The sequence below is a fragment of the Aestuariibaculum sediminum genome (genome assembly GCF_014596945.1).
GTDB classification, from domain to species: domain Bacteria; phylum Bacteroidota; class Bacteroidia; order Flavobacteriales; family Flavobacteriaceae; genus Aestuariibaculum; species Aestuariibaculum sediminum.
Genome location: NZ_JACVXB010000001.1, coordinates 918,514 through 932,456 on the forward strand (window position 1 = coordinate 918,514; position 13,943 = coordinate 932,456).

Genomic DNA, 13,943 nt, shown 5'->3' on the forward strand with positions numbered 1-13,943 from the left:
AATCACTATTTTTACTAAAAGCAAATTACTAAAATAGTGAACTTCTCCTATTGGGAAATAAAATCCTGGCTTACCAACATCGATTTTTGTATAGTTGGTAGTGGAATTGTTGGACTTACCTGTGCTTTACAGTTAAATAAACGCTTTCCTAAGGCTAAAATATTAATATTAGAAAAGGGATTTCTCCCCCAAGGCGCCAGTACAAAAAATGCAGGATTTGCCTGTTTTGGAAGTTTAAGTGAAATTATAAAGGACTTAGATACCCACTCAGAACAAGAAGTTGTAAAGCTGGTAAAAAAGCGAGTGGATGGATTACAGTTACTAAAAGAAACGCTGGGAAATCATGCTATAGGTTATAAAAACTGGGGCGGTTACGAGCTTTTTTTAAAGGATAGTCATTGTTATGATACTTGTTTAGAACAAATCAGTAGGGTAAATCGTTTGTTGCATCAAGTATTTAACTGTCCAGTTTATCAGGTAATGCCAAATAGTTTTCATTTTAAAAATATCAAAAATGATTGTGTGTTTAACCCTTTTGAAGGCCAAATTGATACAGGTCTTATGATGGAAGTCTTGCTTAATAAAGTACAATCAAAAGGCATCAAAATTTTAAATAATTGTTTGGTAGAAGGGTTTAGTGACATTGAAAATTCAGTAAAAATAAAGACTAACATTTTTGAGTTTACCGCATACAAATTATTTATAGCAACTAACGGATTTGCCAAACATTTAATAAACGAACCGGTACTACCAGCCAGAGCACAAGTCCTTATTACGAAACCTTTAAAAAATCTTCATATAAAAGGCACGTTTCATTTTGATGAAGGCTATTATTATTTTAGAAATATAGATGATAGAATCCTTTTTGGTGGAGGTAGAAATCTGGATTTTAAAGGTGAAGAAACCTCGCAATTTGGACTAACAGAAAGTATTCAAAATACATTGGAAACAATTTTAAAAACAGTAATATTGCCTGAAACACCCTTTCAAATAGAACATCGATGGAGTGGTATTATGGGCGTGGGTAACGGGAAAAATAGCATTGTTAAGGCGGTATCAAATCGAGTATTTTGCGGTGTTCGATTAGGTGGTATGGGTATTGCAATTGGCAGTGTAGTTGGAAAGGAACTTGCCGAGTTAGCATGAGAGTAGTTGCAATTTATTTAAAAACAAAAAATGAAAAGACTATATCGGTTTTTATTAAAATTATGTGTCTATTTTGTAATCATTACGGTGCTTCTGGTAGTTCTTTTTAAATGGACTCCTGTCCCGGTTACACCGTTAATGGTAATACGGTATTTTGAAGAAGATAAAGCAACGAGAACCTTTTGGAAGCACGATTGGGTATCTATTGATAAGATCTCAAAAAATTTACAATTAGCTGTAATTTGTAGTGAAGACCAATTGTTTTTAACTCATAATGGCTTCGATATTAAAGCCATTGAAAAAGCAATAGAGCATAACAAAAGGGGGAAGCGAATGCGTGGTGGTAGTACCATTAGTCAGCAAACAGCAAAGAATGTATTTTTATGGCCAGAGCGTAGTTGGCTACGTAAAGGTTTAGAAACGTATTTTACTTTTTTAATAGAACTTCTCTGGAGTAAAAAGCGTATTATGGAAGTGTATTTAAACAGCATTGAAATGGGTAATGGTGTTTATGGAGCTGAGGCAGCATCTCAGTTTTGGTTTAAAAAATCTGCATCAAATTTAAGTCCTCAGCAAGCTGCGGCCATTGCGGCCATTTTGCCCAGCCCGAAACATTACAAAGCCAATCCGGCATCGACATATATTCAAGGTAGAAAAAAATGGATAGTTAATCAAATGCAATTTTTCGGCGCACTTTCTTATGACAAAAGATAATACAGAAATCAAACAGCAGCTGCATTCCAAATGCTTGTTTTTAGTAAACGAAAGGTTTGAAGTCATTCAAAGGCAAATTCAACAAATTCAGGAATCTTTAGCTTCCGAAACTAAAAGCACGGCAGGCGATAAGCATGAAACCGGTCGTGCCATGCTTCAATTAGAACGTGAAAAAGCAGGACAACAACTCGCCGAAATTAACAAAGTTAAACAGGTACTATCTAAAATAGATAGTCACATACTATCTTCTAAAGTAAGTTTAGGTAGTGTGGTTTATACCACGCAGGCTAATTATTTTATTTCAGTTAGTCTTGGTGAATTAAAGTTAGAACAAGATTCGTTTTTTGCTATTTCTCCTGGTACCCCAATTGGGCAATTATTGTTGGGGAAAGCTGTAGGTGATAAGGTTACTTTTAGAAGCCAAATGTTTACGATAACTAAAATTTTTTAGATGTAAAATTCAAACCGCTTTAACGTACAAAAAAGCTTACTAATTTCTATTTTTTCATATCTTTAAACATCAACTTTAACAACACCTAAAAACATGGGGATTTTCGATACCATTAAAGAAAAATTAAGTCAAGAGTTTATTGATATTATTGAGTGGCTGGATTATACCGATGATACCATTTGTTATCGTTTCGAGCGGTATCAAAATGAAATAAAAAATAATGCCAAGCTCATTGTTCGCGAAGGACAAATGGCGGTTTTTATAAATGAGGGCCAATTGGCCGATGTATTTAATCCAGGTACATATACCTTAAATACACAAAATCTACCCATACTTTCAACATTAAAAGGTTGGAAATATGGCTTCAATAGTCCGTTTAAAGCTGAAGTATATTTTGTAAACACCCATTTATTTACCGATGAGAAATGGGGTACCAAAAACCCAATAATATTAAACGATGACCGTTTCGGACTTGTAGAAATAAGAGCTTTTGGAACTTATGCCTTTAAAATTAATGATGCTGGCAAATTTATTATTGATATTGTTGGAACCGATAATAACTTCACCAATTTTGAAATTAACGAGCATCTTAAAAGTTTAATCGCTACACGTTTTACTGATACAGTAGGTGAGGCTAAATTGCCAATAGAATTATATGCAGCCAATACCACAGAACTATCTGAGACTTGTAAAGAAGTTATGCAACCTGATTTTACTAGTGTAGGTATTTCATTAGAAAAATTCTTTATAGAAAATGTATCGATGCCAGAAGATTTGAAAAAAGAAATCTTTGAGTACAGTAGAATTGATAAGTTAGATTTAGACAAGTTAACCAAATTTAAAACGGCCAAAGCCATTGAAGCTGCTGCTAATAATGAAGGAGGAACTGCTGGTGCAGGTATGGGCATGGGTATGGGGTATGTATTGGCCCAACAAATGGGAACGGCTATGCAGCAACCTGCAAATTATAATAATACCGCTAGCCCTAAAGTTACACCGCCACCAATTCCTGCAGCTGTACAATATTATTATGCGCTTAATGGAGCTCAGGCAGGGCCGGTTTCATTCGAACAACTTCAAGCGCTATTTGCCGGGCGTACTGTAAATAAGGATACTTTAGTTTGGAAGCAAGGTATGAGTAACTGGTCTCCGATTAAAGAGGTTGAAGAACTTAAAGTGTTTTTAGGAGGGAATACACCGCCGCCATTGCCACCGCAATAATGGAAGACATTAAAAAACAAAAATCTGAATTAAAAAAAGCCTGTCTTAATTGCGGTGCTGAATTGCTATACGCACCAGGAACCACCACTTTGATATGTGAATATTGTGGTAACGAAGAAACTATAGCAGCAAAAAATCAAGGTTTTGAAGAACTGGAGTTAAAACCTTATTTAGATAAAATTGGAGGGCAATCACATAGTGAAGTTATTTCGATGCTGCAATGTAAAAACTGTGGTGCCAATCAGCATATCGAAGAACATTACAAATCATTACATTGTGTATATTGTAGTATGCCCCTTATTATTGAGGATGTATGTGAAGAAGAATGGATTTTACCAGGCGCTGTTTTACCCTTTCAGATTGATCATAAAAAAGCACATCAGGTTTTTAAAAATTGGGTGGGTGGTTTATGGTTTGCACCAAATAACCTCAAAAAGGCTGCGTTAAATCCAGATCTTACGCGTGGTTTGTATTTACCATATTGGACATTTGATGCGTTTTTAAATGCCGATTATACAGGGCAGCGTGGCGATTATTATTATGTAAATGTACCCTACACAACTACTCAAAATGGAAAAACAGTAACTCGTACTCGCAGAGAACGTCGCACCAGATGGACTTATGCCAGCGGACATGTTAGTGGTTTTGTAGACGATACGCTTGTAAAAGCTTCTAAACAAAATACAGGTAATATTCCTTTAAAAATAGCGCATTGGAATTTAAAGTTATTAAAGCCTTTCGATAGCAGTTATCTTTCGGGGTTTGTTACCGAAAAATATACGATTTCTTTAAAAGATGGGCATTTGGAATCTACCGATGAAGCTCGGAAAATAGCTAATTATTGGGCGCGCCGCGATATTGGTGGAGATACCCAGCGCGTATCTTCAATAGATATGCAGTTAAGTAACGAAACTTTTAAGCATATTTTATTGCCTGTTTATATTAGTACTTACAAATTTAAAGGGAAGCGCTATAACTTTTATGTTAATGGTGAAAACGGAGCGATTTCAGGTGAACGGCCTTATTCGTTTTGGAAAATTTTCTTTACCGTATTTACTGTCGGTATTATAATTCTGGTTGTAGTAATGTTGGCGAGATAAATTATGTATTAATCGTTAAGTTCACCAACGTATTCTTTTCTAACATATCGTTATGCTCAAAAAATACAGTTTTCCCATTTAAATCGGCTTCAATTAAATAGTATGTTCCTTTAAAATAGCTTTGTTTTACAATGGCTTCTAAAGTTCCGTTTTTGTGCAATTTTAATTGATGCGCATACACAACACCATAGTTTTCAATTATGTTGTATTCTCCAAAAAAAGAAGCGATTAATTTGTTTTGAGGGTTTTTAAATAGGTTTTGTGGTGTATCCTGAGCCATAATTTTAGCATGGTGTAACACCATCATTTGATCTGAAAATGATAACACATCGTCTTTATCATGCGTTGCTACTATGCAAGTTATTTTGTTGTCTTTTAGATATTTAAAAAGGTTGCGTCTAAGCGATTGTTTTTTAAAGTTATCGATATGACTAAAGGGTTCATCTAACAACAAGATTTCTGGTTGTTTTGCTATAGCTCTGGCGATGGCAACACGTTGTTTTTGTCCGCCACTTAATGTTTTTACCTTGGTGTTAGCAAAATCTTCTAATTCAACAACTTGTAAAAGTTCGTTAATCCGTTTTTGTTTTTCTTCCGGATAAAAATTCGAAAGGAAATCGCCTATATTTTCTGCGACCGATGTAAAAGGCATCAGGTCGAATTCTTGTGCCACATATTTCATGAAATCGTAACCAATGACTAAGTTAAATTTAGGGCCAAGAATTTCGGTGTCTTTCCAGTGTATTTCACCATGGGGCAAGTCGTAATAGCCATAAAGTAGCTTTAAAAGCGTGCTTTTTCCTGAACCACTTTCACCAATTATAGACAGATGTTCACCTGGTTTTGCCGAAAATGAAATATTGCTTAATATGGTTTGTGTTTTATAACTAAAGGAAAGGTTTTTTACATGTAGCATGGTACAAAAATAGCATAAAAAAATCGCTTCCTTAAAAGCGATTTTTTAATTTTCAATGCAGTTATTATGGATTTGTGGGTAGGTTTTCGTAACCCATGTTATAAAGTGTGAAACCATATATATCGGCATATTGTTCAATAGTTTTACTTACAGGTGTTCCAGCGCCATGTCCAGCATCAGTTTCAATACGAATTAAAACTGGGTTATCACCTGTTTGTTTATTTTGCAGTTCGGCCGCAAACTTGAAGCTATGGGCAGGAACTACACGGTCGTCGTGGTCGCCTGTAGTTATTAAGGTTGCTGGGTATTCCACACCAGCTTTTACATTATGAACAGGAGAATAACCTTTTAAATATTCGAACATTTCAGGACTGTCTTCGGCAGTGCCGTAATCGTAAGCCCATCCGGCTCCTGCTGTAAAAGTATGGTAACGTAACATGTCTAAAACGCCAACAGCGGGTAAAGCTACTTGTGCCAGGTCCGGACGTTGGGTCATAACAGCACCAACGAGCAAGCCACCATTTGAACCGCCACGAATGGCTAAGGTATTTGGTGAGGTATATTGTTTTTCAATAAGGTATTCTGCGGCAGCAATAAAGTCGTCGAAAACATTTTGTTTTTGAAGTTTGGTACCTGCGTCGTGCCAAGCCTTTCCGTATTCACCACCACCTCTTAAATTTGGAATGGCTAAGATACCTCCTTGTTCCATCCATACGACATTTGCAATACTAAAAGATGGCGTCAGGCTAATGTTAAAGCCTCCGTAACCGTAAAGTATTGTTGGGTTTTTGCCGTTTAATTCTAACCCTTTTTTATGTGTAATAATCATAGGGATTTTAGTACCGTCTTTCGAGGTGTAAAATATTTGATTACTCTCGTAATCTTCGGTGTTAAAATCTATTTTTGCACTTCTGTAAAGTTCCGTTTTTCCATGTTCTATATCATATTTATAAATGCTTCCGGGAGTTATGTAATTGGTAAATGAGTAATAAAGTTCGGTTTCTTCTTTTTTAGTTCCGAAGCCAGAAACAGTGCCAACACCGGGTAAAGAGACTTCCCTAACAAGATTACCGTTATAATCGTATTGTAATACTTTAGATACGGCATCAACCATATAATGTGCAAAAAAATAACCGCCACCAGTGGACGGACTTAAAACATTTTTGGTTTCAGGAATAAAATCAACCCAATATTCTGGAGTAGGATTGGAAGCATCGACAGTCACAATTTTTCGGTTCGATGCATTTAAATCGGTTACCAAAAATAATTTAGAACCTTCATTTTCTATGATAGATGTATTACTATCGGTATGATTTAAAATGGTAATAAAATCGCTGTTAGGTTTTGTAAGGTCCTTAATTAAAAGTTTATTGCCATTGGTTGAAACTTTAGGAGTAAGTATTAAAAAGTGATTATCATCGGTTACGTAAGCATAAATGTAGCGGTGTTTTTCATTATTGGTACCGCCGTAAATTAAGACGTCTTCTGATTGCTGCGTGCCCAGTTTGTGGTAATATACTTTATGTTGATCGGTTTTAGCCGATAATTCGCTCCCCTCGGGTTTGTCGTAACTCGAATAATAAAAGCCTTCATTTTTATACCACGATATTTGAGTAAATTTTACGTCAACTAAAGTGTCTTCGGTTATGGTTTTGGTTTCGGCATCCATTACCAGTATTTTACGCCAATCACTTCCGCCTTCAGAAATGCTGTAAGCTAGCGTTTTTCCATCTTTAGAAAATTTTATGGCATCGAGCGATATGGTACCGTCTTCCTTAAACGTGTTAGGATCGATAAATACATTTGCTGTTTCCGGAGACTCACCAGTTTTATATCTGTAAATTACATATTGATTTTGCAGACCATTGTTTTTATAGAAATAGGTATAATCGCCTTCTTTAAATGGTGCGCCTATTTTTTCGTAATTCCATATTTTTGAAAGTCTGTTTTTTAGTGAATCACGGTAAGTAATCTGGTTTAAATAATTAAATGTTACTTTGTTTTCGGCTTTTACCCAAGCTTCTGTTTCGGGGCTTCGGTCGTCTTCTAGCCATCGGTAGGGGTCTTTAACTTCAATACCAAAATAGGTGTCTACAGTTTTTACAGTTTTCGTTTCAGGATAAATCACTTGTACTTTTTTTTCTTCAGAAGTATTTTTGCAAGCCAGTAAACTAACAGCTATGCTCATACAAATAATGACTTGTTTCATTTGTTTTTTGATTTTCAATGCATTCAAAAATAACGAAAATGGCTTAGTTTATGCTGTTCGTCTTAAAAGTTTAAGAATTATTACTTTATTTTCGAACTTTACAAGACCCTAATTTAATTAGAAAGTAGCGCACCAATCACTTACCGAAGACTATTTTTTTAGTGATAGTCTGAAGTTTTTAAACAAACATTAATGCAATCATGAATAAATTATTTTTAGCAATACTAATATCTGCAAGCACACTGTCAACATTTGCTCAATCTGAGGTTACTGAGCAGGAAATCGAAAATCACATAAAATTTCTAACCTTAGAAAAAAATGGCGGTCGGTATCCAGGGACAAAAGCCAACAAACGGGTTGTTAGATATATAATTAAAGATTTTAAGGCTTCTGGTTTAAATGCATTTGAAGGAGGTTTTAAACAACATTTTAAAGCTAAATTGAGAATTAAAGAAGGTGAAGCTGAAAAACCCTTGGCAAAAACTTGTAATGTGATAGGTTTTATAGAGGGGAATGACCCGAAATTGAAGCATGAATATATTGTTTTGGGAGCCCATTACGATCATTTAGGGCTTGGTGGGCCATCATCGAAATCGGATAAGGAAAATGCTATTCATTTTGGTGCCGATGATAATGCCAGTGGAACTGCGGCGTTATTAGAAATTTCTGAAAAGTTGGCAGCTCATAAAAAAGACTTAAAACGAAGTGTTATTTTTATTGCTTTTGGCGCCGAAGAACAAGGTCTATTGGGAAGTAAATACTTTACAGAACATCCGTTGGTACCTGTCGAAAATATAAAGTTAATGATCAATATGGATATGGTTGGTCGACTTAATGAGCAAAAACATGTGTATATGGGCGGAGCAGGCACCTTTCCAGGTGGTGTTGATTTTATGAAAGAATTGGGCACTTCGTTAGATTTGAATCCCGTAGTTCATGCTGGTGGTGTTGGCGGTTCAGACCATGTATCGTTTTATAAAAAGGGCATTTCAGTTTTAGGTATGCATACTGGTGGTCATCCGCAATACCACACACCTGAAGATACTTTAGAACTTATTAATTTACCGGGAGAAAAAATGGTTTGTGAATATATTTTTCAAACCATTTTGAAGAAAGCATCGTCTAATGAGGAGTTGTATTTTATAGCGCAGGATTAAATAAAAAAAGCTCCTGTAAATCTTACAGGAGCTTGATATAGTTTCACTTAGTTATACGGTTATACCAAGTTGTTTTCAACTAAGTATTCAGCAATTTGAATGGTGTTTGTTGCGGCACCTTTGCGCAGGTTATCAGCAACAATCCACATGTTTAATGTATTAGGTTGCGATTCATCGCGTCTTAAACGACCCACAAAAACCTCATCTTTATCATGCGCTAAAATTGGCATTGGGTAGGTGTTTGTTGCAGTATCATCCTGTAAAACAACACCAGGTGTTTCGCTAATTAATTGTCTCACTTCTGCTAAATCGAAATCATTTTCAAACTGTACATTTACCGATTCACTGTGTCCACCGGCCGTCGGAATACGTACTGCAGTAGCGGTAACAGAAAAGGTTTTGTCGTTAAATATTTTTTGTGGCTCTCTGGCTAGTTTCATTTCTTCTTTAGTGTAGCCGTTTTCCATGAATACATCACAGTGTGGCAATGCATTTCTACCGATAGGATATGGGTATGCCATTTCTCCCTCTACACCAGCGATCTCGTTTTCTAATTGTTTTACGGCTTTCACGCCAGTACCAGATACCGATTGATACGTTGAAACCACGATGCGCTTCATTTTATAAGCTTCGTGAAGTTTAGATAAAGCTAATACCATTTGTATCGTTGAACAGTTGGGATTAGCGATAATTTTGTCTTCTTTAGTTAATTCGTTAGCATTAATTTCTGGAACGATTAATTTTTTTGTTGGATCCATTCTCCAAGCAGAAGAGTTATCGACCACAGTAGTTCCAGCTTCAGCAAATTTTGGAGCCCACTCTACAGATGTGTCCCCGCCCGCTGAAAAAATGGCAATTTGTGGTTTTGCAGCTACTGCATCAGCTAAACCAATTACGGTATGCTCTTCACCTTTAAAGGTTATCTTTTTACCTACAGAACGTTCTGAGGCAACCAATAATAATTCTGTAACAGGAAAATTACGTTCTTCTAATACTTTTAGCATCACTTCGCCAACCATACCAGTGGCACCAACAACAGCTACTTTCATCTTTATATTTTAGTTTAAATCGTTTTTTTTAATTTTCGAAAGACAAAACTAATTATTAATTCTATTTTAAAAATAAAAAAAAGCCTTAGTTTCTTTAAAACCAAGGCTTTTTAACAACAAATAACACATTGTTATTTAATTAACACTTCGTTATTTCTTTAATAAATCTCTAATTTCAGTTAATAAATCTTCTTGAGAAGGTCCGGCTGGTGGTGCTGGAGCAGGTTCTTCTTTCTTTTTCATTTTATTAACACCTTTCACAATTAAGAACATAACAAACGCTACAATAATGAAGTCTATAACATTGGTTACAAAGGCTCCCCAAAGAACCGATACTTCTCCTTCAATAACACCTTCAGCATTTGCTACACCTTCTTGTATAACGTATTTCAAATCTTTAAAGTCGGCATTAAATATTAAACCTATTAGTGGAGATACAATTCCTCCGGTAAATGATGTTACCACTTCTTTAAAAGCGGCACCCATTACAAAACCAACAGCGATGTCGATTAAGTTGCCTTTCATGGCAAATTCTTTAAACTCTTTTAACATAATTAAGCTTTTATATTAGTTAGTGAAATACTAAAGTAAATAAAAACTTTAAAAACTGTAATATATTTATTTCAAAAAAACACGCTTTACTCGCTGAGATACAGCTGTTAAAAGTTCGTAAGAAATGGTTTTGGCGGTTTCGGCTAACATTTCTGCCGAAGATTGAGCATCAAAAATAATGGCTTCGTCACCGGCTTTACAAGCAATTTCGGTCACGTTTACCATAATCATATCCATACAAACGTTTCCAACAATAGGAGCTTTTTTACCGTTTATAATCACGTACCCTTTACCGTTTCCGTAGGGTCTGCCAATACCGTCGGCGTGGCCAATGGGTAAGGTTGCTGTTCTCATTGGTATTTTACTAATGAAAGCTCGGTTGTAACCAACCGATTCACCAGGTTGAATATTATGGATTTGTGAAATAACTGTTTTTAGAGAGCTTATAGGCGTTAAGTTTTTGTTTTCTTTTTCAGAATTACCATACCCGTAAAGTCCAATGCCACTTCTTACCATATCAAAATGTGCTTCAGGATAATTTAATATTCCTGAGGTATTACATATATGCATCATGGGTTTAAACCCTATAGTTTGTGAAAATTGTTTGGCAATGGTTTTGAAACTATCTATTTGTTTAAGAGTAAAGTCCTTTTCATTTAAATCTTCACTGGCGGCTAAATGCGAAAAAATAGAAGTCAGTTTAAGAACTGAATTCGATTTTATAGTTTTTGACAGATAATCAATATCATCTTTCGAGAATCCTAAACGATTTAATCCTGTGTTAAATTTTACGTGAATAGGATAGTTCTTAAATTCAAGTTTTGTTGCAAGATTTATAAATTCTTCAAGTATTTTCTTGCTGTATAAATTGGGTTCCAACTTATGCGCTATCAAAGTTTCGAAACTTACGGTTTGCGGATGTAAAACTAAAATAGGAGTTGTAATTCCTGCTTGCCTGAGGGCAACACCTTCGCTGGTATAAGCGACGGCAAAATAGTCTACGTTTAATTCTTCTAAATATAATGCAATTTCACAGGCATCGCTGCCGTAAGCAAACGCTTTCACTACTGCTAAAAATTTAGTTTCCGACGGAATTCTGGATTTTAAATATTTATAGTTGTGTTTAAGTGCCTTTAAATCGACTTCTAAAATGGTCTCTTCGGCTTTAGGCATTGTTTTCGGAGTCTTTTGGTTTGGGAGTAATTTGTTCAGCATCGTTCACCTTAATATTTCTAACCTTATCGCGCATGGTTGCTTTGTAATAAGCAGCCCTGCTTAAAGGTTCGTATTCGTCGGTCTCACCTAACAGCACAAGGTTATCGTTGGTAGATTTTCTATAACTGTATTGGGCTAAATTACCAGTTCTGGTACATACAGCGTGTACTTTAGTAACATATTCGGCTGTTGCCATAAGATAAGGCATAGGACCAAAAGGATTTCCTTTAAAATCCATATCTAAACCGGCTACAATGACACGAACGCCTTTGTTTGCTAAATCGTTACATATGCGTACAATTTCATCATCAAAAAATTGGGCTTCATCAATGCCAACAACATCACAGCCGTCGGCAAGAATAGGAATATTTGCAGCTGCAGGAACGGGGGTGGAACGTATTTCGTTTTCATCATGCGAAACCACCATGTCGTTATTATATCGAGTATCGATAGCGGGTTTAAAAATTTCTACTTTTTGTCTTGCAAACTGAGCACGCTTAAGCCTGCGGATAAGTTCTTCGGTTTTACCAGAAAACATCGATCCGCAAATCACTTCTATCCATCCAAATTGTTCTTTATGATTTACTGTATTTTCAAGAAACATTTCGTAAATTTAACTCTAAAATAAAGCGATTATATGTTTGTATAAAGGTGGAGTAAATTTATTAAAAATCAAAAGCCTTAAGAACATTAATTTTAAAATTGTAGCTATGAAGAAGAAACTTGAATCTGAGCTAATCAGTATTGCACATAGAATTCTAAAACTGAAGGGACGGGAAGACGTTATAAAAATGCATGCAGAGGCTACAGTGCTTCTAGAAAAATTAACGGTATTAAAGTTTGCTTACGAAAACACAGATGGCGAATTGCCTTCTATGTCCGATCAAGGGGCTTTTTATGGTATGATAGATTCTGCATTTAATGATAAAATAAGTGATAATCGTGAGATAGACGACCGCCTTTTTATAAATCTGGATGAAAAAGAAGATGATGGTATTATGGAGCCTGCCATAGAGAAAATAAAAAATATGGTTGCTTTTATGCCAGATATTGTCCAAGATTCTGCTCCGGAACTAGACAATATTATTCCTAAGCCACAATATCACAAAAACGATTTAGAAGATTTAACAGCAGATTATAAAAATATGCCTATTTTCGACCCCGTTCCTAAAGAACAGAATGGCACTGTTAACGATAAAAAATCGTTAAACGATAAACTTAAAAATGGCGGATTATCCATTGGATTAAATGATAAATTAGCCTTTATTAAGCATTTGTTTGAAGGAAATGGTGCCGATTACGATCGCGTTATTTCACAAATTAATACCATAGGGTCTTTTAGTGAAGCCAAACAATTTATTGAGTCTATGGTAAAGCCGGACCATAATGGTTGGGCGAATAAAGAGGAGTATGAAACGCGATTTATGGAGATTATTGAAGGTAAATTTAATTAATGAGTAAACTTTATATTGTACCCACTCCCATTGGAAATTTAAAAGATATAACTTTTAGAGCTATTGAAGTTTTAAAGGATGTAGATTTAATTTTAGCTGAAGATACCCGAACTTCAGGTAAATTGTTAAAACATTTCGAGATTACTACCCATATGCAATCGCATCATATGCATAATGAGCATAAAACGGTAGAGTCTATTGTTGAAAAATTAAAGAGTGGCACTACCGTAGCTTTAATTAGTGATGCAGGAACTCCTGCTATTTCCGACCCCGGGTTTTTATTATCAAGAGCGTGTATTGAACACGGTATTGCTATTGAGTGTTTACCAGGCGCAACAGCTTTTGTGCCTGCCTTAGTAAATTCGGGTTTACCTAATGATAAGTTTGTTTTCGAGGGTTTTCTTCCTGTGAAAAAAGGGCGTCAAACGCGTTTTTTATTTCTTGCAGAGGAAACGCGCACCATGATTTTTTACGAAAGTCCGCATAAATTGGTCAAAACCCTTGGGCATTTTTGTGAATATTTTGGAGAAGACCGACAGGTTTCGGTATCGCGAGAACTTACAAAATTGTATGAAGAAACCATTCGCGGAACCGCAAAAGAGGTTTTAGATTATTACACGAATAAACCACCTAAAGGCGAAATTGTCGTTATAGTTGCAGGTAAAGGAAAATAAATTCGCGATGCTGAATTTATTTCAGCATCTCACGAAAATGGATAATTTATAGGTGTGCATTCACTGTGAAAAAAATTAAAATAGA

At 35.6% G+C, this 13,943-nt stretch carries 14 protein-coding genes; 8 read left to right on the forward strand and 6 right to left on the reverse strand.

Annotated elements, in window-relative coordinates:
- Positions 1-36 precede the first annotated feature (36 nt).
- From ICJ83_RS04205 to ICJ83_RS04225, 5 genes are all read left to right on the forward strand, one after another.
- Positions 37-1,146 (forward strand): NAD(P)/FAD-dependent oxidoreductase, encoded by a 1,110-nt coding sequence (locus tag ICJ83_RS04205; protein ID WP_188229090.1) that lies wholly within the window; start codon positions 37-39, stop codon positions 1,144-1,146.
- Positions 1,147-1,176: 30 nt separating this feature from the next.
- Entirely contained in the window at positions 1,177-1,860 is a 684-nt protein-coding gene (gene mtgA / locus ICJ83_RS04210) for a monofunctional biosynthetic peptidoglycan transglycosylase (RefSeq protein ID WP_188229091.1), read from the forward strand.
- A complete protein-coding gene (locus tag ICJ83_RS04215) occupies positions 1,847-2,311 on the forward strand; it encodes a GreA/GreB family elongation factor (protein WP_188229092.1) in 465 nt (154 codons plus the stop codon). The genes mtgA and ICJ83_RS04215 overlap by 14 nt, the downstream gene beginning before the upstream one ends.
- Before the next feature lie 93 nt (positions 2,312-2,404).
- Positions 2,405-3,532: an SPFH domain-containing protein gene (locus ICJ83_RS04220; RefSeq protein WP_188229093.1), complete on the forward strand. Its 1,128-nt coding sequence runs from the start codon at positions 2,405-2,407 to the stop codon at positions 3,530-3,532.
- Entirely contained in the window at positions 3,532-4,632 is a 1,101-nt protein-coding gene (locus ICJ83_RS04225; RefSeq protein WP_188229094.1) for a DNA helicase PriA, read from the forward strand. The genes ICJ83_RS04220 and ICJ83_RS04225 overlap by 1 nt, the downstream gene beginning before the upstream one ends.
- A 1-nt stretch (position 4,633) precedes the next feature.
- Here the strand turns inward: ICJ83_RS04225 and ICJ83_RS04230 are convergent, their stop codons facing one another.
- Together ICJ83_RS04230 and ICJ83_RS04235 are read right to left on the reverse strand one after the other, a co-directional pair.
- Positions 4,634-5,548: an ABC transporter ATP-binding protein gene (locus ICJ83_RS04230; protein ID WP_188229095.1), complete on the reverse strand. Its 915-nt coding sequence runs from the start codon at positions 5,546-5,548 to the stop codon at positions 4,634-4,636.
- A gap of 64 nt (positions 5,549-5,612) precedes the next feature.
- Positions 5,613-7,736 (reverse strand): prolyl oligopeptidase family serine peptidase, encoded by a 2,124-nt coding sequence (locus ICJ83_RS04235; protein ID WP_394354295.1) that lies wholly within the window; start codon positions 7,734-7,736, stop codon positions 5,613-5,615.
- 221 nt (positions 7,737-7,957) lie between these two features.
- Here ICJ83_RS04235 and ICJ83_RS04240 point away from each other — a divergent pair, with 221 nt between their 5' ends.
- Positions 7,958-8,914, forward strand: a complete 957-nt coding sequence (locus tag ICJ83_RS04240; protein ID WP_188229097.1) for a M28 family metallopeptidase — start codon at positions 7,958-7,960, stop codon at positions 8,912-8,914.
- 59 nt (positions 8,915-8,973) lie between these two features.
- Here ICJ83_RS04240 and ICJ83_RS04245 read toward each other — a convergent pair whose 3' ends face one another.
- From ICJ83_RS04245 to ICJ83_RS04260, 4 genes are all read right to left on the reverse strand, one after another.
- Positions 8,974-9,963, reverse strand: coding sequence for an aspartate-semialdehyde dehydrogenase (locus ICJ83_RS04245; RefSeq protein ID WP_188229098.1), 990 nt, complete (start codon positions 9,961-9,963; stop codon positions 8,974-8,976).
- Between the two features lie 150 nt (positions 9,964-10,113).
- Complete coding sequence (mscL, locus tag ICJ83_RS04250) at positions 10,114-10,515, reverse strand: large conductance mechanosensitive channel protein MscL (RefSeq protein ID WP_188229099.1); 402 nt, start codon at positions 10,513-10,515, stop codon at positions 10,114-10,116.
- A gap of 66 nt (positions 10,516-10,581) precedes the next feature.
- Positions 10,582-11,688: an alanine racemase gene (gene alr, locus ICJ83_RS04255; RefSeq protein ID WP_188229100.1), complete on the reverse strand. Its 1,107-nt coding sequence runs from the start codon at positions 11,686-11,688 to the stop codon at positions 10,582-10,584.
- A complete protein-coding gene (locus tag ICJ83_RS04260) occupies positions 11,681-12,334 on the reverse strand; it encodes a thymidine kinase (RefSeq protein WP_188229101.1) in 654 nt (217 codons plus the stop codon). The genes alr and ICJ83_RS04260 overlap by 8 nt, the downstream gene beginning before the upstream one ends.
- 106 nt (positions 12,335-12,440) lie before the next feature.
- Between ICJ83_RS04260 and ICJ83_RS04265 the strand changes: the two genes are divergently transcribed.
- Both ICJ83_RS04265 and rsmI read left to right on the forward strand, forming a co-directional pair.
- The gene (locus ICJ83_RS04265; RefSeq protein WP_188229102.1) at positions 12,441-13,184 is read left to right on the forward strand and encodes a hypothetical protein; all 744 of its coding nucleotides are present in this window, start codon (positions 12,441-12,443) and stop codon (positions 13,182-13,184) included.
- A complete protein-coding gene (gene rsmI, locus ICJ83_RS04270; RefSeq protein WP_188229103.1) occupies positions 13,184-13,858 on the forward strand; it encodes a 16S rRNA (cytidine(1402)-2'-O)-methyltransferase in 675 nt (224 codons plus the stop codon). Before ICJ83_RS04265 ends, rsmI begins: the two co-directional genes overlap by 1 nt.
- Positions 13,859-13,943 lie beyond the last annotated feature (85 nt).

What these genes read in the sequence shown, in the direction of transcription:
- ICJ83_RS04220 (WP_188229093.1), top strand. Translation starts at nt 2,405, where the DNA reads ATGGGGATTTTCGATACCATTAAAGAAAAATTAAGTCAAGAGTTTATT.
- ICJ83_RS04240 (WP_188229097.1), top strand. Translation starts at nt 7,958, where the DNA reads ATGAATAAATTATTTTTAGCAATACTAATATCTGCAAGCACACTGTCA.
- ICJ83_RS04265 (WP_188229102.1), top strand. Translation starts at nt 12,441, where the DNA reads ATGAAGAAGAAACTTGAATCTGAGCTAATCAGTATTGCACATAGAATT.
- ICJ83_RS04225 (WP_188229094.1), top strand. Translation starts at nt 3,532, where the DNA reads ATGGAAGACATTAAAAAACAAAAATCTGAATTAAAAAAAGCCTGTCTT.
- rsmI (WP_188229103.1), top strand. Translation starts at nt 13,184, where the DNA reads ATGAGTAAACTTTATATTGTACCCACTCCCATTGGAAATTTAAAAGAT.
- ICJ83_RS04215 (WP_188229092.1), top strand. Translation starts at nt 1,847, where the DNA reads ATGACAAAAGATAATACAGAAATCAAACAGCAGCTGCATTCCAAATGC.
- alr (WP_188229100.1), bottom strand. Translation starts at nt 11,688, where the DNA reads ATGCCTAAAGCCGAAGAGACCATTTTAGAAGTCGATTTAAAGGCACTT.
- mscL (WP_188229099.1), bottom strand. Translation starts at nt 10,515, where the DNA reads ATGTTAAAAGAGTTTAAAGAATTTGCCATGAAAGGCAACTTAATCGAC.
- ICJ83_RS04235 (WP_394354295.1), bottom strand. Translation starts at nt 7,736, where the DNA reads ATGAGCATAGCTGTTAGTTTACTGGCTTGCAAAAATACTTCTGAAGAA.
- mtgA (WP_188229091.1), top strand. Translation starts at nt 1,177, where the DNA reads ATGAAAAGACTATATCGGTTTTTATTAAAATTATGTGTCTATTTTGTA.
- ICJ83_RS04260 (WP_188229101.1), bottom strand. Translation starts at nt 12,334, where the DNA reads ATGTTTCTTGAAAATACAGTAAATCATAAAGAACAATTTGGATGGATA.
- ICJ83_RS04230 (WP_188229095.1), bottom strand. Translation starts at nt 5,548, where the DNA reads ATGCTACATGTAAAAAACCTTTCCTTTAGTTATAAAACACAAACCATA.
- ICJ83_RS04245 (WP_188229098.1), bottom strand. Translation starts at nt 9,963, where the DNA reads ATGAAAGTAGCTGTTGTTGGTGCCACTGGTATGGTTGGCGAAGTGATG.